Genomic DNA, 20,972 nt, shown 5'->3' with positions numbered 1-20,972 from the left:
ACAGCCGGAATCGATGCCGGGCCGAACCCGCGCAGGAGGGTCGCGGCGTCCGCCTGCTGCGAACCCGCGCGCGCACGACCGCTGCACCGCCGGCAACCGCGGCGCGCGACGTCAGGCGCCGTCCGTGCGCGCCTCCCGGTACGTCCACAGCCGGTGCAGTACGAACGTCACCGGCGGCACGAACAGTACGACTGCGACGATGCTCCACCCGGGCGCGAGGCCGAGCGCCTCGGTGCCGCGCGCGAGCAGCATCGTCTCGACGAGGCCCGACACGGCCACCACAAGGAAGCGCAACAGATTGCTCCACTGCACGGTCGCCGAAAAGCTCCACAGCGTGTTCGCGAGATACGAGAACACGGTCGCGACGACGAACGCAACCGCGTTTGCGGTGACGGGCGACGCATCGAGCAGCGCGAACATCGCCGACGCGACGAGCGTATGGATCGCGGTCGAGCAGATGCCGGAGACGCCGAAGCGGAACAGGCGGGCGCGTTCGGCCGCGTAGACGGAACGGATCACAGGGGGGCTCCGGAACGGAAGTCAGCGTGCGGCGACGCGGTGGCGTGCCAGCGAGCGGCGGCGTGCGAGATCGGCCCGAGCCGCGGCCGAGGCCTGGCGAAGCGAATCGCGCGACACCGGCAGCGCCGACACCTTGCTGCGCGCCTGGTAGCGGCGGCGCACGAGGTAAACCGGCCGCTCTTTCGTCTCGTAGTAGATCCGCCCGATGTACTCGCCGATGACGCCGATCCCGACGAGTTCGATGCCGCCGATGAACAGTACGACCGAAATCAGCGACGCATAGCCGGGCACCGGATTGCCGAACGCGAGCGTGCGGCCGATGATGAACGCGCCGTACAGGAACGCGAGCGCGGCGATGCCGAGCCCGATGTAGGTCCAGCTGCGCAGCGGCACCGTGCTGAAGCTCGTGATGCCTTCGAGCGCGAAGTTCCACAGCTTCCAGCCGGAGAATTTCGAATGGCCGGCGCTGCGCGGGTCGCGCTGGTATTCGACTATCACGGTCCGGTAGCCGACCCACGCGAACAGCCCCTTCATGAAACGGCGCCGCTCGGGCAGCGCGCGCAGCGCATTGACGACCTGGCGGTCCATCAGCCGGAAATCGCCGACGTTCTCCGGCAGCTTCACTTCCGACAGCGCGTTGTGCACGCGATAGTAGAGCGCGGCTGCGGTGCGCTTCGCGAACGAATCGCACGCGCGGTTGGTGCGCTTCGCGGCAACGACTTCCGCGCCGTCGCGCCAGTGCTCGATCATCACCGGGATCAGGCTCGGCGGATCCTGGAGGTCCGCGTCGAGCGGGATCACCGCGTCGCCGGTCGCTTCGTCGAGGCCCGCGGTGAGCGCGGCTTCCTTGCCGAAGTTGCGCGTGAGATCGATCACGCGCACGCGCGTGTCCTTCGCGCCGATCGCGATCAGGCGCTCGAGCGTGTCGTCGCGGCTGCCGTCGTTGATGCAGACGATCTCGAAGCGAATCCCGTCGATCGCGACCATGACCGGGATCACGACGTCGAAAAAGCGCTCGACCGCTTCGCCTTCGTTGTAGAAAGGCACGACCAGCGAAATGAGCGGTTTCTGGACTAGTGCGCGCATGATGTTCCCCCGTGAACGCCGCTCTAATGGCGGCTACCGCGCGGCAGATGCTGGCGGTCGAGTCGATGAAGCCGCGGCGCCGCGTCGTGCGGCCGTAAGGCATGTGCGAAATCGGTGTCGGTCGCGCTGTCGTGTGCGTCGGGCAGGCACGGCGCCTCGTGGCGTTCGCGCGAGATGCGCGCGACGAGCAGCGCGAGCGATGCGAGCGTGACGAAGGGCATGAACTGGACGTGCAGGTGGTCGACGAGCTTGGCGCCCGCGGGCGGCATCAGCCACAGCAGCACGAGCCATTCGCGGTCGAAGCGCCGCCAGCCGTGCGAGAACGCATGGCGCGCGTACCACGCGATGACGATGCCGTACCACGCGAGGTCGTAGTCGAACAGGTAAGGGCTCGCGAGCAGGCTCGCGCAGGCGAGCGTCGCCGCGCGCAGCGCATAGGTGCAGGTGCCGCGCCACGCGTAACACACGGCCGCAGCGGCGACGAGCGCCGAGACGGCCTCCAGCCCCTTTGTCGCGATAGCGGGCCAGCCGGCCAGCATCGACATCGCATGGAGCGTCGGGAGGCGGGCGAGGATCGCCTGGCTGTTACCGACCGCCTGATACGTGCCCGATATGCCGTGCAGGAAGCTGAGCCACGCGGCGGGTCCGAACGCGAGCGTCGCGAGTGCTGCGCCACCCGCGACGGTCGCGGCCCACGCGGCCAGCGCGCGCCATTGCCCTGCGCACAGCAGCGCGAGCGGGAACAGGACCGCGAGTTGCGGCTTCACGGTGAGCAGGCCGAAGCAGATGCCCGCGGCAGCGGGACGCCGCTGCAGCATCAGCAGGCCGAGGCCCGCCAGCCCGGCGGTGAGCAGGCTGTTCTGGCCGATGAGCGTCGCAAAGAAAGCGCCCGGGAACGCGAATGCGCACAGCATCGCGGTCCGGCGCGGCACGATCGCGCCGCACACGGCGACGAACAACGCATATGCCCCGCCGAGCCACAATGCGGCCGCGAGCATATAGGGCAGCCAGCCGAGCGGCAGCACCCACAGCAGCATGGTGGGCGGATAGAGCCACGGCAGCCCGCCCGGCATCGCTTGCATGGCCGGGATCGCCCGAAGCTCCACCGCGCCGACGGCTGCGTATTGCCATGCGTCGAGCGCATGCCCGTGCGCGGCCAGCCACGCGGCGCTCCAGATCGGCGTGAAATCCAGCGTAAGCCGGGGCAGGTCCGTGCTGTGCGGGCCGAACAGGCGCACGACGTATGCGCCGACGAAAGCGAAATAGCAGAGCAGCACCGTGTGCGAATATGCGCGCATGCGCCTCTCGGTGAGCCAGTGAGGACGCCTGCGCGGCCCGGCGGCGGGCAGCTCGGGATCGGCGTCGACATGCAGCACGGCGGAGCTGTGGCGGTGGAGGTGCATTGTCAACTCCTCGCGGCAACGGCGGCACGGCGTGCAACGACGAACAGCACGGCGAGCAGCACGATCGGGCCGATCTGCGGCAGCAGCGGCGTGTAATTGAGGAATTCGAATAACGGCAGGAGCCAGGCAAGCACGAGGATGCCCTGGTCGCCGGGCAGCCAGCCCTTGTCGAAGCCGTACGACACGAGGCAGAAGACCGCGACGCCGAGCCACGCGAGTTCGTAGCCGCGCAGGTACGGGGTCGCGAGCAACGTGGCGACCGCGATGACCGCGCCGCGCAGGCGCACGTCGCGCGTGCTGCGCCAGACCGTCGCGGCCGCGACGGCGGCGAGCAGCGCCACCGCGATCTGCACTGCGTACGACAGCGGCAGCGGCAGGCCGGCGAGCCGCATCGCGGCGAACGGCGTCGGCGAGCCGATCCAGTACTGCACGTTGTGCTCGATCAGCGCCTCGCGCGTGATCGACATGCTGTCGATGAAGCCGGTCAGCGCGGCATGGCCGGCCAGCCACGTGCTGGTCGCGACGAGCAGCACGGTGCCGGCGGCCGCGGCCGCGAACGCGCGCCACGCGCGTGCCGCAATCAGCACGACGGGAAACAGCACCGCCAGTTGCGGCTTGACGGCCAGCAGGCTGATGAACAGGCCGGCGACGACGGGACGGCGCTCGACGTGACGGACCGCGAACGCCGCGATCGCGGCGGTCAGGAGTGCGTTCTGTCCGCACACCGTCGTCACGAACACGCCGGGATAGGCGAGCACGGCGAGCGTGGCGAGGCGCGGCTGCGGAAGGTGCGCGCGCAGCCCGGACAGGCCGTTGACGGCACGCGCATAGCATAGAAAGCTGCCCGCGAAAAAGAGGAAGAATGCGGGCAGAAACGGCACGAAAGCGAGCGGCGCGACGACGAGCAGCATCGTCGGCGGATAGAGCCACGGGAGGAAAGCCCGATGGGTGTAGTTGCTGAAGTGTTCGAATTCCGCGACGGAAAAGCGATGGTAGTCGAAGACCGACGCGATCTGTCCGTGCAGGGTCAGGTCGGACGCGGTCCAGAACACGGCGAAGTCGAAACCCGGCCGCATCACGTTGTCGGTCGTGAAGCCGTGGGTCGCCATCGCCCATGCGCCGAATATCGCGCCGCACAGGATCAGCATCGCGCAGCTATACGGCACGATGCGATCGGCGGTGAGCCAGTGGACGCCACGCCACCTGCGACCGCGCAGTCCCCGAATTGCTTCGTACATGAATGAATCCCCGTCTGCCGAAAGAGCCGTGTGGTCCACGTGGCCCGATCGTGTTGTTGTGCGCCCGAGTGTCGAAGCGTGTCGGCTTTCTGGTCGCATCGGGCGATTTCATTGTTGGAAAAAAAAACCGGCGATGCAAATGGCTGCCTGCCGGAAGCCGCGTGCGCAGCTGCCCGATCGCGGCCAAATTGCCGTTTTCGGGCGCAGGCGCGGCGGTTGGCGGGGGTGAGCGTTTCGGACCTGAAACATTTCGGCAATTCGGGCGCTGCAAACCTGTACCGGCATCGCTTCATGCGCGCGCCCGTGCCGATCCGGGAAAGTCCCGAGAAAATTTTTTGAGCCTTGTCCCACGGGGCTTTGCGCCCGTCGTGCTCGGGCGAAACCCCGCCGGGACGTATCAGAATCGAAACTTCCAGCCGTCCGTGCCCGATCCGTTTGGCAGCGTCGGTTTCGCAAGCCCTTGTCCGGAGCGGATTCGTCGCGAGCTGGCCCGCTCTTTGCGATGGGAGATCCGCGGAGGTCGACGGCGTGACGACCGGCCGGTTCAGAGAATCGATCAAACGAGAACCGAAGCCGGCGTCGCCCACGGGGTACAAGGCCGGAACAGAGCGCGACGAGCGCCGTTCCAGGCCGATTGGGAAACCCGTCGCCCGATCAGCGGAATGCCGGCATCGTCCGACAACCAGAACGAATTGAGTGCAGGAAATCGGGGGTAGAAAAAATGACTGACCACATCACATCGCGGCCGGCGTTCCGTTGCCGCGTTACCAAGGCGTCAAGCCGCGGGGTAGCTCATCGATTCGGTCGGCCGATGCCGACCCGCTCCGACACCGTTCCGGGTGCACGGCGCGTCTGGCGTGTCGCCAGGCTCGTTCATCCGGCGAATGCCTTCCCGTTTGCCGATATCGTCCGAAAAGGCATGTGCGCACGTGCGCACGCGCGCCTGCAGCCGATTTTCGCATTCTGATTTTCTTGCAGTGCCAGCAGTAGGTCGCCCGAGCCAATGGTGGCAAAGGGTATTTTTTAGCAATCCAAAGGGAGAGTGAATCATGTCGAAGATCGTCCAACAAGCCAAGCAATTTCTGCGTGATGAACAAGGCGTCACCGCCATCGAATACGGCCTGCTCGCAACGCTGGTCGCCGTGGCACTCATCGCCGGTGCAACGCTCCTCGGGTCGAGCCTCAACACCACGTTCAGCAGCCTCGGCACGAAGATTGGCTGAGCGGCGCGACGGGGACGGTTCCGAAGGGGAATTCGTCCGTCCCGCTGTCTTTTCTGGAGTGGGGGCTCCGGTCACACGCCGGAGTCGCGCCATCACGATGGCGTCGACTTCGGCACGATCGAACGACTCGCTTCGTATCGGAGAAGAGCACGGCGGGGCGGACGATTCGAGTCTCCCACGCACGCGTTGTTGCGGGATTTCAACTCGAGAGGAAAGAACCATGTTGGCATTCGTTCATCAGTTCCTGCGATTAGCGCGCGACGAGGACGGCGTCACGGCCGTCGAATACGGACTCCTTGCCGTGCTGATCGCCGTCGCGCTCATGGGGGGCGCGACGCTTCTTGGCTCGAACCTGGATTCGTTGTTCAGCAGCCTCGGTACGATGATGTAACGAAACCGTCGTTGCACGGGGGAGGTGTCGCGCACGAGGCGCTCTCCGGCGTGCTGGGCATCCGCCCGGTCGCGTATCGGCGGACGGGCGCTCGTACCGGAGCAGGCAGGTCACAAACAAATATCGGGGGCACCATGCAGTCCTTTGGAGAAGCGGTAGCGAAGTGGATCGACGACGAAAGCGGCGCGACGCAGATCGAGTACGCGCTGATGGGCTCGCTGGTCGCGATCGCGATATTGGGTGGCGCCGGAACGCTCGGTGGTGAGCTCGGCGAGCTTTACGAACGTGTCGCGGCAAGTGCGCTGGCCGCGATGCAATGAAGTCCGATCCGGAGAAACGAGGTTTGCCATGTTGCCAGCCGTCCCGTCCCATCCGATTCCGCTGTGCGTCGCGACGCTCGTGATCGTCGCCGCGAGCAGCGACATCACCAGCCGCCGGATTCCGAATCGCCTGATCGCGATCGGTCTCGCGGGCGCGCTGATCGCGCAATGCGTGCTGCACGGCATCGGCGCGGGCGCGATCGCCTGGCTGGCGGGCGCCGCCACCGGTTTCTTCATGCTGCTGCCGTTCTATCTGCTGCGCGGGATGGCGGCGGGCGACGTGAAGCTGATGCTTGCGGTCGGCGCCTGGGTCGGCCCGGCGCTCGCGGTCTACATCGCGGTCGCGACGTTCCTGGCGGGCGGAGTCGGCGCGCTCGCGATGGTGATCTGGCGAGGCCGCGCGCGGCAGTTGTTCGCGAATATGCGCTTGATCGCGATACGCGCCGCGGTGCGCGGGCAGGGCGGCGCGGCCGGCGCGCCGGTTGAAGGCGAGTCGGTCGGCGCGTTGCCTTACGGCGTCGCGATCGCGCTGGGCACGCTGAGCATGTTGTTCGCGGCGTCCGTGTGAGTCCATGTGACACCGGCCGGATACCGCATACGGAGCGATCATGAACACTGACCAACCCTCATCGCAACACGACGCGCAGATCGCCCATCTGCCCGATCCGGCGCCGTCACGCGAACAGCACACGAAGCGCCCGCCGCGGCTGCCGCGCGCACCGCGCACGGTGGCGGACACCGGGCTGGGCGAGACCTTTCTCGCCGGGCTGGTGCTGAAGTCCACGCTGATGCACGGGCGCTCGGAGTACGCGGATCTGATCGAGCGGCATTGCCTGCCGATCTCCGTGCTCGACGACGTGCTTGCGTTCCTCGTGCGCGAACATCTCGTCGAAATCACCCATCGCGGCGTGACCGACATCGACGTGTCGTTCCGCCTCACCGATGCAGGTCGTGCGCTCGCGATCGAGGAAAAGGCGCACAGCAATTACGACGGTCCGGCGCCCGTTACGCTCGACGCATACCTCGACGTGATTGCCGCGCATTCGGTGCGCAAGCTGCACATCTCGCGCGCCGAGGTGATGGCCGCGTTCGACGGCATCGTGATCGATCCGGCGACCATTGACGCCGCGGCCGCGTCGCTGAATTCGGGCCGCCCGCTGCTGATCCACGGGCCGGCTGGCAGCGGCAAGACGTTCTTCGCGGAGCGGCTCGGCTCGCTGATGGGCGGCGAGGTGCCGATTCCGTATGCGATCTGCGTGGCCGGCGAAATCATCCAGATCTACGACCCGCTCGTGCACGCCGACGTCAAGACGCAGCCGGAAGGACAGGCGGTCGATCGCCGCTGGCGTCTGTGCGAGCGCCCGATCGTGATGTCGGGCGGCGAGCTGACGCTTGACGAGCTCGAGCTGCGGCGTGACGCGGGCGCCGGCTACTACCAGGCGCCGCCGCACATGAAGGCCAACATGGGGATGTACATCGTCGACGACCTCGGCCGGCAGCGTGTCGAGCCGCGCGACCTGCTGAACCGCTGGCTGCGGCCGCTCGATCGCGGCATCGACCTGCTGACGCTCGGCACCGGCAACCGCTTCATCGTGCCGTTCGACGTGTGGCCGGTGTTCTCGAGCAACATCGCACCGTCGCAGTTCGGCGACGACGCGTTCCTGCGCCGGCTCGGCTCGAAGCTCTACGTCGGCCCGATGGCGATCGAGGACTACCACGCCGTGTTCGACACGATGTGCAAGTCGCTCGGCCTCGTGCCGGCCTCCGACGCGTTCGATTACCTCGCGCACCGGCTGCACCTGCCGACCGGCAAGGCGTTCCTTGCCTGTTTCCCGGGCGACCTGCTGCGCCTCGTTGCGGCATCGGCGCGTTATCGCGGCGACCCGCTCGAAGTCACGCATGACGGATTGCACGAAGCGTGGACCGCGTATTTCGGCTCCGCGCCGGAACGTGAGAGCCCGCATCCGCCGTCGACCGAACGCATCGGCCGCACGCTGGCCTCCGGTTGAGCTGTTTCATTCACGATCTGACGAGGAGCATTGCCATGAAAAACACTCGCGCAATCACGATGCTGATCATCGCCATGGTGGCGGGTCTCGCTGCCGTCGCGTTCGCATCGCGCTGGCTCGTGAGGACGTCGTCCAGCGCGGTCACGCAGGTCGCGGTCGCGACCACCGACCTGAACCTGGGCGAACCGCTCGGGCCGAACCAGATGCGCACGGTGAGCTGGCCGACCGCCAGCGTGCCGCCCGGCGCGTTCAGCGACACCAAGGAGCTCGAGGGGCGGGTCGTGCGCACGAGCCTCACGCGTGGCGAGCCGGTGCTCGAGTCGAAGCTGGCGCCGCTCGGCACGAAGGGCGGGCTGTCCGCGGTGATCGGCGCGGGTAACCGCGCGATCACGGTGCGCGTGAACGACGTGATCGGCGTCGCGGGCTTCGCGCTGCCGGGCAACTACGTCGACGTCATCGTCAACACGCAGGAGCCGGGCAAGACCGACAACCAGCAGAGCATCTCGAAGATCGTGCTCGAGCACATCCTCGTGCTGGCCGTCGCGCAGCAGGTCAGCCGTGACGATACCGCGCCGAAGGTCGTCAACGCGGTGACGCTCGAGGTGTCGCCCGATCAGGCCGAGAAGCTCGACCTCGCACGCAGCGTCGGCACGCTGTCGCTCGTGCTGCGCAACCAGGTCGACAAGGAGACGATGAACACCGGCGGCGCGACCAAGGTGACGTTGCTCGGCACGCCGCCGGCGCCCGCCGCCGCGCCCGCGCCCGCGCCGGTGCGTGTGCGGACCGTGCGGGTGCGTGTGGCGTCCCACGCGGCGCCGGCGGTGGCACGCGATTGCGTCGGCGTGCTGAGCGGCGTTCGCGGCAGCGTCGAATGCTTCTGAATGAATTAATCGAAAAAACGCGAAGTTTCCAGGCCGTACGCGACGCGCTGCGACCTTTGACAGTCAAGCCCGGCGTTTCGCCGGGTACTCGGGGGATCAGACGAAATGAAGATCAAACCGCAAAGTTCTGGAGCCGGGCCGGCGCGTACGCGCGCCCTGCGCGGCACGGTGGTCGCGGCGATGCTGTGCGCCGGATGGTTCAACGTGTATAGCGCGGTCGCGCAGGAAGGCGCGGAGGCCGGTGCGCTGGCGAAGGGCGGCACCGCGACGGCGCCGGCCGCGATGGGCAAGGGGCCGATGCAGATGACGATCAGCATGACGCCGGTGCCGGCCGCGGGAGCAGCAGGCGCGGCGGCGGCCTCCGGGCCGCTGCGTGGTCCGAACTGCGTCGGCGCCGTGCGCGATTCGACGTCCGTCAGCGTGCCGCTCGGCAAGTCGCTGCTCGTGCCGATGCCCGAGCCGGTGCGCAACCGCACGATCGGCAACCCGGCCGTCGCGCAGGCGACGATGGTGTCGCCGCAGACGCTCTACATCCTCGGGCTGTCGGTCGGCACGACCAACATGATCGTCCAGGGCAAGAGCGGCGCGTGCCGGATCATCGACGTGGCCGTCGGCGCCGACGCCGGCGGTCTCCAGGCTTCGCTCGCGCAGCTGATGCCGAACGAGCGCGACATTCATGTGACGAGCGCGGCCGACACGATCGTGCTCGCCGGCAGCGTGACGAGCGCGCAGGCGTCGCAGCAGGCGACGGCGATCGCGAAGGCGTATGCGAACGCTGCCAGTGGCAGCAACGGAGGCGGCGGCAACGGAGGCGGCAACGGCGACAGCGGCGGTGGCGGCGGAAAGACCGGCACGGTCCTGAACATGCTGACCGTCACGCAGCCGCAGCAGGTGATGCTCGAGGTGAAGGTCGCCGAAGTGTCGAAGACGCTGATCAACCAGCTCGGCTCGGCCTTCAACATCCAGGGCGGCTTCGGCTCGTGGAGCGGCGCGCTCGTGAGCAACCTGCTCGCGGGCGTCGCGAGCGCCATCACGGCCAGCAAGGCGAACAACAGGCCGTTCAACGTCGCGGTCGATGCGCAGAACACCGACAACCTCGTCAAGATCCTCGCGGAGCCGAACCTCGTGACGATCAGCGGCCAGGAAGCGACGTTCCTCGCGGGCGGCAAGATCTTCATCCCGGTCCCGCAGAGCAACACGGGCGGCGGCACGACGATCACGCTGCAGGAAGAGGAGTTCGGCGTCGCGCTGAAGTTCACGCCGACGGTGCTGTCGGGCGGCCGCATCAACCTGCGCGTCGCGCCGGAAGTGTCCGAGCTGTCGCAAACAGGCGTGACGCTCACCGCGACCAACGTCGCCGGCGCGTCGATCCTGCCGCTGATCACGACGCGGCGCGCGTCGACGACGGTGCAGATGGCCGACGGCGAATCGTTCGCGATCGGCGGGCTGATCAAGGACAACGCGTCGGGCGCGCTGAAGGCGGTGCCGGGCATCGGCGAAATTCCGGTGCTGGGCGCGCTGGCCCGCAGCACGTCGTTCCAGCAGGACCGCACCGAGCTGATCTTCGTCATCACGCCGCATCTCGTGAAGCCGCTGCAGACGGCCGACCTGCCGCTGCCGACCGACAGCTTCACGAAGCCGAACGAGGCTGACGTGTTTGCGACGGGCGACATGGAAGGCCGCGGCGGCCTGCGCAAGCATGGCCGGGCTCCGGCCCCGGCGAGCGAAGCGGCACCGTCGCCGCAGTCGCAGGCGCCCGCTCCGGCGCCGGCGCCGGCCCCGCAGCAGGACGAGCCGAGCGGCCCGACGGCTGCGCTGCCGGCGCCGCGTGCCGCGCAGCCGGCCGACGCGATCGCGCAGCCGACCGCGTCGCCGATGCCGGTCTCGACGCAGGACGTGCCTGCAGAGCCGCTCGTCTCGGCGCCCGCGAAAGCCGCCAAGGCGGCGTCCGCGGCGCCGATACCCGCGGCCAAGGCGGTACCTGCGGCACCCGCGCCTGCGGCCGAGGCGGTACCTGCGGCACCCGCGCCTTCTGCCGCGCCGGCGGCGGAGTCCGCGCCGCAGGCAACCCAGGCGGCGGACGCCGCGACGGCGGCCCGGGTCGCCCGCATCGAAGCGGCGGCCGCGCGGATCGCGGCAGCCGGGCAGTCAGGGTCGCAGGGCACGGCCAAGCGCCGCGTACAGCAGGTCGCCGGTGCGAACGCGACGCCGTCGTCCAACGATCGTTGAAGTCATCAAGGGGAAGCTCATGAAATCCGCCTACCTCGTTTTCTTGCGGCGCGCGGCGCTCGCCGCACCGCTCGCCACCGCACTCGCCGGCTGCATGTCGTCGACGCCGGTGTGGGACACCCGGTTCAGTGAATCGGTCCGTACCGTGATGCAAGCGCAAATCATCGACCCGCATGCCGCCGAACATACGCAGTCCCCGGCCGGCATGCCGGGCTCGGCGGCCTCGGCCGCGCTGGACAACTACGACAAGTCGTTCCAGGCGCCGGAGCCGAAGGGCAATGCGTTCGTCATCGGCATCAGCAAGGGCGGCGCCCAATAACGACAGGTTGCTCAGGGAGATTGCCATGTCCAGCGTCATTCAACACTCGCGAGCCTTTCGCAACATCCATCGACAGCGCGGCGCCGTAGCGGTCATCGTCGCGCTGACGCTGGCGGTACTGATCGGATGCGTCGGCCTCGCACTGGACCTCGGCAAGTTGTACGTCGCGCGGAGCGAACTACAGAACAGCGCCGACGCTTGCGCGTTGGCGGCCGCGCGCGATCTGACAGGGGCGATTCCGAGCCTGTCGGTTTCAGAGGCGGCCGGCATCACTGCCGGCCACCTGAATTACGCGATGTTCCAGGGTGCGCCGGTGCAATACCAGGTGAATTCGAGCGTCACGTACAGCGATTCGCTGACCAATCCGTTCTTGCCGAGCGGTTCGGTCACGTCGCCATCGACGATCAAGTACGTCAAGTGCACGGCATCGCTGACCAACATTCCCAACTGGTTCATGCAGGTGCTGAACGCGCTGCCGGGGATGAACGTCGCAAACGCATCGGTGGCGGTGTCTGCGGTGGCGACCCTCGGCTCCGCGCAGACGACGTGCGCGATCCCGGTGTTCCTCTGCCAGACGAGCGGCGGCCATACGGCAGGTGAGTGGCTGAGCTCGCTCGGCGGCACGCAGTCGTCGTGGGGAGCGGGAAATTTCGGCTGGGCGGCGCTCGACGGTTCGAACAGCAATTCGGAGATCACCAACGAGCTGACCGGCAACTTCTGCAGCTTGCCGGCAAGCGGCGCGCAGATCGGCTCGCCGGGACAGAACGCCGCGAGCTCCGATGCGTGGAACACGCGTTTCGGGGTCTATGGGCATGGCTTCAAGGCGCCGACCGCTGGTACGCCGGACAACACACCGGACTTCACGGGCCTGACCTTCAACGCGGCGACGGGCGATGCCGCGACCTCGAACATCTACGGCTCCGGCGACGCCTACACGAAGTTCGTGAACGCCCGGCTCGCGAACACCGTATACCAGGGCGACACTGCGACCCATGTCAACACCGGCGGCACGGCGCTCACCAAGAGTGGTTACCAGACCTTTGGCGCGGACCGCCGCATCGCGCTGGCGCCCGAAGTCGACTGCTCGGCATTGAGTGTGACCGGCACCCACAAGACGGCCGTGCTGCGGTGGGATTGCGTGCTGATGCTCGAGCCGATGGATGCGAATGCCGGCAGCAGTGGCGCCGGCACCATCGTCGCGCAAGTCGAGTATCTCGGCACGTCGACCGCGGCCGGCAATCCGTGCGCAAGCGAAGGCGTGCCTGGTGACGGCAGTTCGGTCGGCCCGAAGGTGTCGGTGCTCGTCCAATGACAGGGAGGCGATCATGAAACCATATCCGGTCAGGCGTTCGAAGACGCGCGGTGTCGCGGCGGTCGAGTTCGCGATCGTGCTGATTCCGATGATCCTGCTCGTAACCGGCGTCGCCGAATTCGGCCGCATGATCTACCAGTACGAGGCGCTGACCAAGGCGACGCGAGACGCGGCGCGCTACCTGTCGACGTTCAAGCCGAGCGACCCCGCGTATCCGCTGTCGGCCGCACAGTGCCTCGTCGTCTACGGCAGCACGACCTGCGGGTCGTCGGGCACCGAGCTCTTGCCGGGCCTCACGACGTCGATGGTCGTTATCTGCGACGCGTCGCATACGACCGGCTGCGCGGGTACGAACGATCCCGCACAGTTCGCGAACGTGCCGACCTACGACAGCAACAACGGTTCGGCGAGCGGCACGCCGTCGGGCAGCATGAATCTGGTCGAAGTGAAGGTCACCGGCTACCAGTACCAGCCGATCCCCGCGTACCCTGGGCTGCAGCAGGTGATCTTCGGCGACATCATCACCGTGATGAGGCAAGTGTCATGAACCCGCGCGCTCCTTCCCAGCCGCGCCGCCGCCGCCAGCGTGGCGCGACCGCCGTCGAGTTTGCGATCATCTCCGCCGTGTTCTGCACGCTGCTGATCGGCATCTGCGAATTCGGCCGCCTGCTGTTCTACTGGAATACCGCGAGCGAGGCGATGCGCCTCGGCGCGCGCACCGCGACTGTCTGCGACGTGGCCGCGCCGGTCGTCAAGCAGCGCATCACGGACCTGCTGCCGATCCTGGCGAGCGCGAACGTGTCGCTCACCTACCTGCCGTCCGGTTGCGATGCCGATGCAGCGACCGCGCGCAGCACCTGCACGTTCGTGACCGTCAAGGTCTCGAACGTCACCGTTTCGACGCTGATCCCCTTCGTGAACCTGACGGTGACGATGCCGCCGTTCACGACGACGCTGCCGCGCGAGAGCATGGCGACGTCGACGGGCGGATCGGTTTGCCAATGACAGAACAGCCGAGGCGAACAACATGATCAACATCCTCGTGGCGTCCGACGATACGGGGCGACTGACTCAAATTGCCCGGCTCGTCGCCGAATGCGGCAATTATCGGGTCACGCGTGCGGCCGGCCGGCCGACGCAGATCGAGCACCGCACCGACGGGCTCGATGCATTCGACGTGCTGATGATCGACGGCGCGTCGATCGATGCGGCCGAGCTGTCCGCGATCGAGCGGATGTGCCGGCTGCACCAGGGCCTGAACTGCATGCTGATCACCGCGGATGCGTCGCCGCATACGTTGCTCGACGCGATGCGCGCGGGCGTGCGCGACGTGCTCGCATGGCCGCTCGAGACGCACGCGTTGACCGATGCGCTGCAGCGCGCCGCCGCGCAGAGCAGCCGGCGCGACGGCAACGAGACGCGCATCGTGTCGTTCCTGTCGTGCAAGGGCGGTGCGGGCACCAGCTTCATCGCCGGCAACGTCGCGTACGAGATCGCCGAGGCCTGCAAGCGCCGCGTGCTGCTGGTCGACCTGAACCAGCATTTCGGCGACGCGGCGTTTCTCGTGACCGACGAGACGCCGCCGTCCACGCTGCCGCAGCTGTGCACGCAGCTGGAGCGGCTCGACGGCGCGTTTTTCGACGCGAGCGTCGCGCGCGTGACGGAGACGTTCCACGTGCTCGCCGGCGCGGGCGATCCCGTCAAGGCCGCCGAGATGCGGGAGGAGGCGCTCGAGTGGATCCTCGGCGTTGCCGCGCCGCGCTACGAATTCGTGATCTTCGATCTCGGGCTGAGCCTCAACCAGCTGTCGATGATCGCGCTCGACCGCAGCGACCAGATCGAGCTGGTGCTGCAGCCGATGATGCCGCACTTGCGCGCCGGCCGCCGGCTGCAGGAAATCCTGATGTCGCTCGGCTATCCGCTCGACCGCCTGCGCCTCGTGCTGAACCGCCAGGCGCGTTCGAGCGAGCGCACGCGCGCGGCGCTCGAAGAGGTGCTCGGGATGCGTGCCGCATGCGTGATTCCGGAGGACGTCGAGGTCGTGCTCGAATCGATCAACCAGGGGCATCCGGTGACACGCCTTGCGCGCAACAGCGCCGTTGCGCGCGCGCTGCAGGCCTGTGCGAAACAGATCGTCGAAGGCGACCAGCGCGCGACGCACGGCGCGGCGCGCAGCGAACCGCTGATTGCGCGGCTGTTCGGGCGCGGCGGCGCACCGAAGCTCAAGTCAATGTGAAATCTTACGGGGAGTCCATCATGTCACTGCGCGAACAGATGTCGTTGCAACGGTCGACAGCCTTCATGTCGCGGGGCGATCAGGGGAGCGGGGCAGGATCGATGGTGCGCGAAGCCTATCAGAAGCTGCGCCGCGAGATCCATGCCGCGGTGCTCGAGCGGGTCGAGCTCGAGCGCCTGTCACGCCTGCCGCTCGAGCAGGTCCGCCAGGAAATCACCGCGCTGATCTCGCGCATTCTCGACGAGGACAAGCTGCCGGCGAACGACATCGAGCGGCGCCAGCTCTCGATCGACGTCTACGACGAGATGTTCGGGTTCGGTCCGCTCGAAACGCTGCTGCGCGACCCGAGCGTGTCGGACATTCTCGTCAACACGTACAAGCAGGTGTACGTCGAACGCCATGGCCAGCTCGAGCTGACCGACGTCACGTTCTACGACGACGCGCACCTGATGAAGGTGATCGAGAAGATCGTGTCGCGCGTCGGCCGCCGCATCGACGAGGCGAGCCCGATGGTCGACGCGCGCCTGCCCGACGGCTCGCGCGTCAACGCGATCATCCCGCCGTCGGCGATCGACGGTCCGCTGATGTCGATCCGGCGTTTCGCGGTGAACCCGCTGAAGATGGACGACCTCGTGCGCTACCAGAGCCTCACGCCGCCGATGGCGGAACTGCTCGACGCGCTGTCGCGCGCGAAGGTGAACGTGCTGGTGTCGGGCGGCACCGGCAGCGGCAAGACGACGCTGCTCAACATCCTGTCCGGCTTCATCCCGCCCAACGAACGGATCGTCACGATCGAGGACGCGGCCGAACTGCAGCTTCAGCAGCCGCACGTGCTGCGCCTCGAAACCCGCCCGCCGAACATCGAGGGCAAGGGCGAGATCACGCAGCGCACGCTGGTGCGCAATGCGCTGCGGATGCGGCCCGATCGCATCATCCTCGGCGAAGTGCGCGGCGCCGAAGCGCTCGACATGCTGAACGCGATGAACACCGGCCACGAAGGTTCGCTCGCCACGATCCACGCGAACACGCCGCGCGATGCGCTCACGCGCCTCGAGAACATGATCAGCGTCGCGGGCCTGTCGCTGCCGCCGAAGACGATGCGTCAGCAGATCGCATCGGCGATTTCGGTCGTCGTGCAGGCCGCACGCCTGACCGACGGCAAGCGCAAGATCGTCAGCATCTCGGAGCTGACCGGCATGGAGGGCGACATCATCAACATGCAGGAGATCTTCACGTTCAAGCGCACGGGCATGGACCAGGACGGCACGGTGCGCGGGCATTTCTGCGCGACGGGCGTGCGCCCGAAATTCGCCGAGCGGCTGCAGGCATTCGGCATCAACCTGCCCGATTCGCTGTATGACCCGGCGCGCCGCTACGAGGCGAACTGACCGCGCGGCCGGCGCGAGCCGGCCGCCGTCCGATGTCGAGGAATGGCCATGGACCCGATTTTCTATGCATTCGTGATTCTCCTGTTCGTCGCGGTGGTGCTCGCGTTCGAGGGGCTCTATCACTGGTGGAACGCGCGGCACGGCGCCGCCGCGCAACGCATCGAGTCGCGCCTCCGCGCGATGTCGGCGGGCGGGCAGGTGCAGCAGGAGCGGCTGTCGATTCTCAAGGACCGGATGCTCAACGACGCGAAGCCGCTCGAACGGCTGCTGATGAGCATGCCGCGCATGCAGTCGCTCGATCTGCTGCTGCAGCAGTCCGGCATGAGCTGGTCGGTCTCGAAACTGATCGGCATGTCGCTCGCGGTGCCGCCGCTCGTGCTGTTCGTGCTGATGTTCACGCCGCTGCCGCTCCTGGCGATCCTGCCGATCGCGCTGTCGTGCGCGGGGCTGCCGTTGCTGCACGTGATGCGGCGCCGCAACCGCCGGATGCGCAAGCTCGAACGGCAGCTTCCGGAGGTCTGCGACATGATCTCGCGCGCGCTGCGGTCCGGGCATGCGTTCACGAGCGCGATCGGCATGATCAGCGACGAGTTCAGCGAACCGATGGGCAGCGAATTCCGCATCACGTTCGACGAGATCAACTATGGCGTGTCGCTGCACGACGCGCTGATGAACCTCGCGACGCGCGTGCCGATCCGCGATCTGCGCTACTTCGTGATCGCGGTGCTGATCCAGCGCGAGACGGGCGGCAATCTCGCGGAGCTGCTCGACAGCATCGGCGCGTTGATCCGCGAGCGCTTCAAGCTGTTCGACAAGATCCGTGTGCTGTCGGCCGAAGGGCGGATGTCGGCGTGGGTGCTCGGTCTGCTGCCGTTCGTCGCCGCCTCGCTGATGATGGCGATGAACCGCAAGTTCCTCTCGGTGCTCTGGGAGGATCCGGCCGGCCTGAAGGTCGTCTGCATGATGCTGGTGCTGATGGTCTGCGGCGTGGTCTGGATGCGCCGCATCATCCGGATTCGTGTCTGAGCGCCGTGCCGCCGGATGCCTGACGAACTGATCGGGGAACTGACATGGAAAACATGGACATTACGCATATCGTCGTGCTGGCCGGGCTGTTCGCGATCGTGTTCGCGGGCGCGCTGGTCGTGATGCTCGTATTCGTGCCGCGCAGCATGCAGCGCCGCATCGCGCAGGCGGGCGGCGGCGCGGCGGCGCTGGGCGGCGCGGGTTTGCCGGCCGAGACAGGGCCTGGATGGGCTGCGAAACTCGTGGAGCTGTCAAAGCCGATCTCGCAGCTGTCGGTGCCGAAGGAAGGCTGGGAGCAGTCGCCGCTACGCATCCGGATGATGAATGCCGGATGGCGCTCGCCGAATGCGGCAAGCCTCTATTTCGCGGCGAAGACGGTGCTTGCGGTCCTGTTGCCGATGATCGCGCTGCCGTTCCTGATCGCGACGAAGCTCGACGAAAGCCGCTACGGGCTCGCGCTGGTGCTGGTGCTGTTGTGCACGATCGGCTATTACATGCCGAGCGTCGTGCTGGCGCGCAAGATCGCGTCGCGGCAGCAGGCGATCTTCGAGGATTTCCCCGACGCGCTCGACCTGCTGACGGTGTGCGTCGAAGCCGGCCTGAGCCTCGATGCGGCGCTGATGAAGGTATGCGAGGAGTTGCGCTTCACCAGCCCGATCGTCGCGAGCGAACTCGATCTGATGCTGCTCGAGATGCGGTCCGGCTTCACGAAGGACGCGGCGCTGCACAATCTCGCGCTGCGCACGGGTGTCGAGGACATCGATTCGTTCTGCAGCATGCTGATCCAGGCCGACCGCTTCGGCACGAGCATCGGCGAATCGCTGCGCGTGCTGTCCGACATGCTGCGCACGCGGCGGCGGATGCGTGCCGAGGAGCGCGCGGCGAAGATCGCGCTGAAGCTGCTGTTCCCGCTGCTCTTCTGCATCTTCCCCGCACTGATGACGGTGCTGCTCGGGCCGGCATTCATTCATATCTACCGGATCCTGCTGCCGACGTTCGCAGGAACGGGCGGCTGAGCTGCCGACCGGCGCGTACCCCGGATGCGCCGGACACGGGGGAGGGCGCGGCCGGCCTGTCCGGCCGCGCCCTTTTTCCTGCGGTGCCGCGTTACCCGCCGTAGATGTCGAAGTCGAAGTACTTCGACGCAAGCCGCTTGTAGGTGCCGTCCTTGACCATGTCGAGGATCGCGCGGTCGATCTTCGCCTTCAGGTCGGCATCTTCCTTGCGCAGGCCGATGCCCGCGCCGACGCCGAGCACCTTCTCGTCGACGAGTTCCGGCCCGACGAACTGGAAGCCGGCGCCGCGCGCGGTCTTCAGGAAGCCGAGGTCGGCCTGCACCTCGTCCTGCAGCGCGGCGTCGAGCCGGCCGGCCAGCAGGTCCGCATAGACGCCGTCCTGGTTCTGGTACGACACGACGTTCGCGCCTTGCTTCGCCCAGTATGCCTTCGCATACGCTTCCTGCGTCGTACCCTGTTCGACGCCGACCGACTTGCCCTTCAGCGATTCGGCCGTCGGCAGCAGCGGCGAGCCCTTCTTCACGACGAGGCGCGTCGGCTGGTTGTAGATCTTCGTCGTGAACCCGATCTGCTCCGCGCGCTGCGCGGTGATCGACATCGACGACAGCACCGCGTCGAACTTCTTCGCCTTCAGCGCCGGAATCATTCCGTCGAAATCGTTCTCCGTCCACACGCACTTCGCCTTCAGGCGCGCGCAGATCTCGTTGCCGAGATCGATGTCGAAGCCGACGAGCTTGCCGTCGGGCGCCTTCGACTCGAACGGCGCGTAGCTCGCGTCGGTGCCGAAGCGCAGCGTGGTCCAGTCCTTCGCGGCGGCGGTGCCTGCCGATACGGCGAGCAGGGCGATCGAAACGGCGGCAATCAGTCTCTTCATGTGCGCTCCTTGGCGTGGTCTTTCCGGTTCTGTACGACACGGTGTCTGCCGGACGGGCGGTCGCGGTGCGTTCGCGAGCGGGGTGTCCGCACTGCCATTAACGCAGAAAATAAAAACGGAGTCCAGAATGGACAAAAAATATCGATCGAGTGGCGCGCGCGAGTTGCACGGCGGGTGTCGACCCTTGCAAAAATACGTAAATGGACTAATCTTGTTAGTGAATTCGTTTTGAGACTAACCATCATGTCCCAGCCCGCTTATGTTCCGCATCCGGTTCCGCCGCAGGCTTCGGTCGCGCAGATGTCGGCGGCCGGCCTGCGCGCGTTTTTCAACATCGCGCGCGACTGGGATCTGACGGCCGACGAGCAGATCGTGCTGCTCGGGTCGCCCGGCCGTTCGACGTTCTTCAAATGGAAGGCGGCGCCCGAATCGGCGCGGCTGCCGCGCGACACGCTCGAGCGCCTGTCGCTGCTGCTCGGCATCTACAAGGCGCTGCAGATCCTGCTGCCGCAGCCGGCTGCCGCGGACGCGTGGGTCAAGCGGCCGAACGACGCGGCGCCGTTCGGCGGCAAGCGCGCGCTGGACCGCATGCTGGCGGGCAATGTCGGCGATCTGGTCGCGGTTCGCCAGTATCTCGACGCAATGCGGGGCGGGTGGGCGTGAACAGTCCGGACGCATTGATGAACTGGCCCACGACGGCCCTCGACTGGACGCCCGCCTATCGCGTCATCCCCACCCGCTTTCCGGCGATCAACCTGTTCGACCGCGTCGCGTCGGCGGACGATTTCGACGCGCTGTACGCGCTTGAATCGCTGACCAACGACCGCATCCGCAACGAGGTCGGCACGCTGGATCTCGTGCCGCCGGCAGAGCGCCGCTACGGGTTCGGCTGGGGGCCGATCATGGCTGCGTTCACGCATCTGAATCCGCAGGGCAGCCGCTTCTCGGACGGCAGCTACGGCGTGTTCTACTGCGCGCGCTCGCGCGACACGGCGATCGCCGAGACGCGCTACCACAGCGGCCTGTTCCTGGCCGCGACGAAGGAGCCGCCGATGCGCCAGCAGATGCGGCTCTACACGGTGAGCGCGCAAGGCGACGTGACCGACGTGCGCGCGTGGCCGCAGCGCGATCCGGCGCTGCTGCATCCGCTCAACTACGGCGCCGGGCAGGCGCTCGGACGCGCGGTGCACGACGCAGGCGGCGCGGGGATTGTCTATCCGTCGGTGCGCGATCCGCTCGGCGAATGCCTGGCCGCGTTCAGGACAACGATCCTGCGCGACTGCCATCACGCCGCGTATCTCGAGTACAACTGGAACGGCACGGCGATCGACGCGGTGTTCGAGCTGAATCAGGTGGGGTAGACGGATCGCGCCGGTTGCCTGCGGGCGCCTTTGCGCTGTGCGCAGCGTTCAGCCAGAAACGCGCTGGGGCAACCGGCAACGCGCGTTCGCAAGCACCTGATTCGTGCAAGCTGTTCCGCTTCACCGCTTCACCGCTTCACC

General features: G+C 67.3%; 23 protein-coding genes. 18 read left to right on the top strand and 5 right to left on the bottom strand.

The features are described from left to right. Positions 1-111: 111 nt before the first annotated feature. Genes ACV22Z_RS23165 through ACV22Z_RS23150 form a run of 4 tightly spaced genes read right to left on the bottom strand, consistent with a single transcriptional unit; the run spans position 112 to position 4,246 of the window. Complete coding sequence (locus ACV22Z_RS23165; protein WP_448078605.1) at positions 112-519, bottom strand: GtrA family protein; 408 nt, start codon at positions 517-519, stop codon at positions 112-114. A gap of 21 nt (positions 520-540) precedes the next feature. After that, positions 541-1,605 (bottom strand): glycosyltransferase family 2 protein, encoded by a 1,065-nt coding sequence (locus tag ACV22Z_RS23160; protein WP_448078604.1) that lies wholly within the window; start codon positions 1,603-1,605, stop codon positions 541-543. Positions 1,606-1,628: 23 nt separating this feature from the next. Further along, positions 1,629-3,008: a glycosyltransferase family 87 protein gene (locus tag ACV22Z_RS23155; RefSeq protein WP_448078603.1), complete on the bottom strand. Its 1,380-nt coding sequence runs from the start codon at positions 3,006-3,008 to the stop codon at positions 1,629-1,631. A gap of 2 nt (positions 3,009-3,010) precedes the next feature. Then, entirely contained in the window at positions 3,011-4,246 is a 1,236-nt protein-coding gene (locus ACV22Z_RS23150; RefSeq protein ID WP_448078602.1) for a glycosyltransferase family 87 protein, read from the bottom strand. A 78-nt stretch (positions 4,247-4,324) separates the two neighbouring features. Between ACV22Z_RS23150 and ACV22Z_RS23145 the strand changes: the two genes are divergently transcribed. The 16 genes from ACV22Z_RS23145 to ACV22Z_RS23070 all read left to right on the top strand — a co-directional run bounded on the left by ACV22Z_RS23145 (position 4,325) and on the right by ACV22Z_RS23070 (position 18,596). Beyond that, the gene (locus tag ACV22Z_RS23145) at positions 4,325-4,585 is read left to right on the top strand and encodes a hypothetical protein (protein WP_448078601.1); all 261 of its coding nucleotides are present in this window, start codon (positions 4,325-4,327) and stop codon (positions 4,583-4,585) included. A gap of 710 nt (positions 4,586-5,295) precedes the next feature. Beyond that, positions 5,296-5,469, top strand: coding sequence for a Flp family type IVb pilin (locus tag ACV22Z_RS23140; RefSeq protein WP_448078600.1), 174 nt, complete (start codon positions 5,296-5,298; stop codon positions 5,467-5,469). A gap of 220 nt (positions 5,470-5,689) precedes the next feature. Then, positions 5,690-5,860 (top strand): Flp family type IVb pilin, encoded by a 171-nt coding sequence (locus ACV22Z_RS23135; RefSeq protein ID WP_448078599.1) that lies wholly within the window; start codon positions 5,690-5,692, stop codon positions 5,858-5,860. A 134-nt stretch (positions 5,861-5,994) separates the two neighbouring features. After that, a complete protein-coding gene (locus tag ACV22Z_RS23130) occupies positions 5,995-6,180 on the top strand; it encodes a Flp family type IVb pilin (RefSeq protein WP_448078598.1) in 186 nt (61 codons plus the stop codon). 28 nt (positions 6,181-6,208) lie between these two features. Next, positions 6,209-6,748 (top strand): A24 family peptidase, encoded by a 540-nt coding sequence (locus ACV22Z_RS23125; protein ID WP_448078597.1) that lies wholly within the window; start codon positions 6,209-6,211, stop codon positions 6,746-6,748. Positions 6,749-6,788: 40 nt separating this feature from the next. Further along, positions 6,789-8,189 (top strand): ATP-binding protein, encoded by a 1,401-nt coding sequence (locus ACV22Z_RS23120; RefSeq protein WP_448078596.1) that lies wholly within the window; start codon positions 6,789-6,791, stop codon positions 8,187-8,189. A 35-nt stretch (positions 8,190-8,224) separates the two neighbouring features. After that, entirely contained in the window at positions 8,225-9,070 is an 846-nt protein-coding gene (gene cpaB / locus ACV22Z_RS23115) for a Flp pilus assembly protein CpaB (RefSeq protein ID WP_448078595.1), read from the top strand. Between the two features lie 105 nt (positions 9,071-9,175). Continuing rightward, on the top strand, positions 9,176-11,299 hold the full coding sequence (locus ACV22Z_RS23110; RefSeq protein WP_448078594.1) for a type II and III secretion system protein family protein: 2,124 nt from the start codon (positions 9,176-9,178) through the stop codon (positions 11,297-11,299). A 19-nt stretch (positions 11,300-11,318) separates the two neighbouring features. Further along, entirely contained in the window at positions 11,319-11,618 is a 300-nt protein-coding gene (locus ACV22Z_RS23105; protein WP_448078740.1) for a hypothetical protein, read from the top strand. 25 nt (positions 11,619-11,643) lie between these two features. Continuing rightward, complete coding sequence (locus ACV22Z_RS23100; RefSeq protein ID WP_448078593.1) at positions 11,644-12,930, top strand: pilus assembly protein TadG-related protein; 1,287 nt, start codon at positions 11,644-11,646, stop codon at positions 12,928-12,930. Between the two features lie 13 nt (positions 12,931-12,943). Further along, positions 12,944-13,477 carry a TadE/TadG family type IV pilus assembly protein gene (locus tag ACV22Z_RS23095; RefSeq protein WP_448078592.1) on the top strand — a complete coding sequence of 178 codons (534 nt, stop codon included), beginning with the start codon at positions 12,944-12,946 and terminating at the stop codon, positions 13,475-13,477. Next, entirely contained in the window at positions 13,474-13,935 is a 462-nt protein-coding gene (locus tag ACV22Z_RS23090; protein WP_448078591.1) for a TadE/TadG family type IV pilus assembly protein, read from the top strand. The genes ACV22Z_RS23095 and ACV22Z_RS23090 overlap by 4 nt, the downstream gene beginning before the upstream one ends. 22 nt (positions 13,936-13,957) lie before the next feature. Further along, complete coding sequence (locus ACV22Z_RS23085; protein ID WP_448078590.1) at positions 13,958-15,166, top strand: AAA family ATPase; 1,209 nt, start codon at positions 13,958-13,960, stop codon at positions 15,164-15,166. 20 nt (positions 15,167-15,186) lie between these two features. Further along, positions 15,187-16,554: a CpaF family protein gene (locus tag ACV22Z_RS23080; RefSeq protein ID WP_448078589.1), complete on the top strand. Its 1,368-nt coding sequence runs from the start codon at positions 15,187-15,189 to the stop codon at positions 16,552-16,554. 48 nt (positions 16,555-16,602) lie between these two features. Beyond that, positions 16,603-17,580: a type II secretion system F family protein gene (locus ACV22Z_RS23075; protein ID WP_448078588.1), complete on the top strand. Its 978-nt coding sequence runs from the start codon at positions 16,603-16,605 to the stop codon at positions 17,578-17,580. A gap of 44 nt (positions 17,581-17,624) precedes the next feature. Further along, the gene (locus tag ACV22Z_RS23070) at positions 17,625-18,596 is read left to right on the top strand and encodes a type II secretion system F family protein (RefSeq protein ID WP_448078587.1); all 972 of its coding nucleotides are present in this window, start codon (positions 17,625-17,627) and stop codon (positions 18,594-18,596) included. Between the two features lie 91 nt (positions 18,597-18,687). Here the strand turns inward: ACV22Z_RS23070 and ACV22Z_RS23065 are convergent, their stop codons facing one another. Next, positions 18,688-19,470 carry an ABC transporter substrate-binding protein gene (locus ACV22Z_RS23065; protein ID WP_448078586.1) on the bottom strand — a complete coding sequence of 261 codons (783 nt, stop codon included), beginning with the start codon at positions 19,468-19,470 and terminating at the stop codon, positions 18,688-18,690. A 243-nt stretch (positions 19,471-19,713) separates the two neighbouring features. Here ACV22Z_RS23065 and ACV22Z_RS23060 point away from each other — a divergent pair, with 243 nt between their 5' ends. Both ACV22Z_RS23060 and ACV22Z_RS23055 read left to right on the top strand, forming a co-directional pair. Further along, positions 19,714-20,133: an MbcA/ParS/Xre antitoxin family protein gene (locus ACV22Z_RS23060; protein WP_448078585.1), complete on the top strand. Its 420-nt coding sequence runs from the start codon at positions 19,714-19,716 to the stop codon at positions 20,131-20,133. Between the two features lie 17 nt (positions 20,134-20,150). Next, on the top strand, positions 20,151-20,831 hold the full coding sequence (locus ACV22Z_RS23055; RefSeq protein ID WP_448078584.1) for an RES family NAD+ phosphorylase: 681 nt from the start codon (positions 20,151-20,153) through the stop codon (positions 20,829-20,831). The last annotated feature ends 141 nt before the right edge of the window (positions 20,832-20,972 follow it).

Source organism: Burkholderia sp. PU8-34 (genome assembly GCF_053427725.1).
This window is presented reverse-complemented; position numbering and strand designations above follow the sequence as displayed.

Coding starts and splice junctions, on each gene's coding strand:
- ACV22Z_RS23085 (WP_448078590.1), top strand. CDS start 13,958: ATGATCAACATCCTCGTGGCGTCCGACGATACGGGGCGACTGACTCAA.
- cpaB (WP_448078595.1), top strand. CDS start 8,225: ATGAAAAACACTCGCGCAATCACGATGCTGATCATCGCCATGGTGGCG.
- ACV22Z_RS23070 (WP_448078587.1), top strand. CDS start 17,625: ATGGAAAACATGGACATTACGCATATCGTCGTGCTGGCCGGGCTGTTC.
- ACV22Z_RS23065 (WP_448078586.1), bottom strand. CDS start 19,470: ATGAAGAGACTGATTGCCGCCGTTTCGATCGCCCTGCTCGCCGTATCG.
- ACV22Z_RS23150 (WP_448078602.1), bottom strand. CDS start 4,246: ATGTACGAAGCAATTCGGGGACTGCGCGGTCGCAGGTGGCGTGGCGTC.
- ACV22Z_RS23155 (WP_448078603.1), bottom strand. CDS start 3,008: ATGCACCTCCACCGCCACAGCTCCGCCGTGCTGCATGTCGACGCCGAT.
- ACV22Z_RS23100 (WP_448078593.1), top strand. CDS start 11,644: ATGTCCAGCGTCATTCAACACTCGCGAGCCTTTCGCAACATCCATCGA.
- ACV22Z_RS23140 (WP_448078600.1), top strand. CDS start 5,296: ATGTCGAAGATCGTCCAACAAGCCAAGCAATTTCTGCGTGATGAACAA.
- ACV22Z_RS23130 (WP_448078598.1), top strand. CDS start 5,995: ATGCAGTCCTTTGGAGAAGCGGTAGCGAAGTGGATCGACGACGAAAGC.
- ACV22Z_RS23060 (WP_448078585.1), top strand. CDS start 19,714: ATGTCCCAGCCCGCTTATGTTCCGCATCCGGTTCCGCCGCAGGCTTCG.
- ACV22Z_RS23135 (WP_448078599.1), top strand. CDS start 5,690: ATGTTGGCATTCGTTCATCAGTTCCTGCGATTAGCGCGCGACGAGGAC.
- ACV22Z_RS23080 (WP_448078589.1), top strand. CDS start 15,187: ATGTCACTGCGCGAACAGATGTCGTTGCAACGGTCGACAGCCTTCATG.
- ACV22Z_RS23075 (WP_448078588.1), top strand. CDS start 16,603: ATGGACCCGATTTTCTATGCATTCGTGATTCTCCTGTTCGTCGCGGTG.
- ACV22Z_RS23095 (WP_448078592.1), top strand. CDS start 12,944: ATGAAACCATATCCGGTCAGGCGTTCGAAGACGCGCGGTGTCGCGGCG.
- ACV22Z_RS23105 (WP_448078740.1), top strand. CDS start 11,319: ATGAAATCCGCCTACCTCGTTTTCTTGCGGCGCGCGGCGCTCGCCGCA.
- ACV22Z_RS23110 (WP_448078594.1), top strand. CDS start 9,176: ATGAAGATCAAACCGCAAAGTTCTGGAGCCGGGCCGGCGCGTACGCGC.
- ACV22Z_RS23055 (WP_448078584.1), top strand. CDS start 20,151: ATGAACTGGCCCACGACGGCCCTCGACTGGACGCCCGCCTATCGCGTC.
- ACV22Z_RS23160 (WP_448078604.1), bottom strand. CDS start 1,605: ATGCGCGCACTAGTCCAGAAACCGCTCATTTCGCTGGTCGTGCCTTTC.
- ACV22Z_RS23120 (WP_448078596.1), top strand. CDS start 6,789: ATGAACACTGACCAACCCTCATCGCAACACGACGCGCAGATCGCCCAT.
- ACV22Z_RS23125 (WP_448078597.1), top strand. CDS start 6,209: ATGTTGCCAGCCGTCCCGTCCCATCCGATTCCGCTGTGCGTCGCGACG.
- ACV22Z_RS23090 (WP_448078591.1), top strand. CDS start 13,474: ATGAACCCGCGCGCTCCTTCCCAGCCGCGCCGCCGCCGCCAGCGTGGC.